The sequence below is a fragment of the Vibrio sp. 1069 genome (genome assembly GCF_033340555.1).
In genome coordinates this window covers 1-575 of the sequence record NZ_JAWOWP010000703.1, presented here as the reverse complement: position 1 = coordinate 575, position 575 = coordinate 1, and the positions used below count along the sequence as shown (strand labels likewise).

Annotated in this window: 1 protein-coding gene; it reads left to right on the top strand. The window is 45.7% G+C overall.

Features of this window, described 5'->3' with window-relative positions; translation table 11 throughout:
- Positions 1–17: 17 nt before the first annotated feature.
- A partial coding sequence (locus tag R7040_RS28575) for a histidine kinase dimerization/phospho-acceptor domain-containing protein (RefSeq protein ID WP_318097904.1) occupies positions 18–575 on the top strand: 558 nt, incomplete at its 3' end.

The following is a 575-nucleotide window of genomic DNA, read 5'->3' as shown; positions in this document are numbered from 1 at the left end:
TGATTCAAGCTGCAAAAATGGCGGTTGTAGGGCAAACCATGACCAGTTTAGCGCATGAGCTTAATCAGCCATTAAACGCAATGTCGACGTATTTATACAGCGCGAGAATGTTCCTCGAACAGGAATCTCCAGAAAAGGTTGGTGAATCCATTACTCACATCGAAGGTTTGGCGACTCGGATGAGTAAGATCATCAACAGTTTGCGCCAATTCGCTCGCAAGCCAGAAGGTGAAAGAGAAGTGAAGTCTGTAAGTGTTCATGAGGTGGCGGAGCAAGCATCCACCATTGTGAACACGCGAGCGAAGCGTCAACAGATCATCATAGAAAACCAGTTACCTGATGATGTAAAAGTGCAAGGCGACATGTTGGCGCTAGAACAGGTCTTCATTAACGTCTTAGTAAACAGTTGTGATGCGTTGATGGAAAGCACAAGGGACGAACAAAAACGGATTCAAATAGCGCTGGTGGAACGAACCAGCCAAACCACACTGATTGCGATCAGTGACAACGGCATTGGGTTTGGTGAAGAGATTGTGCAGCGGATTTTTCAACCTTTTGTGTCGACAAAAGAAGTT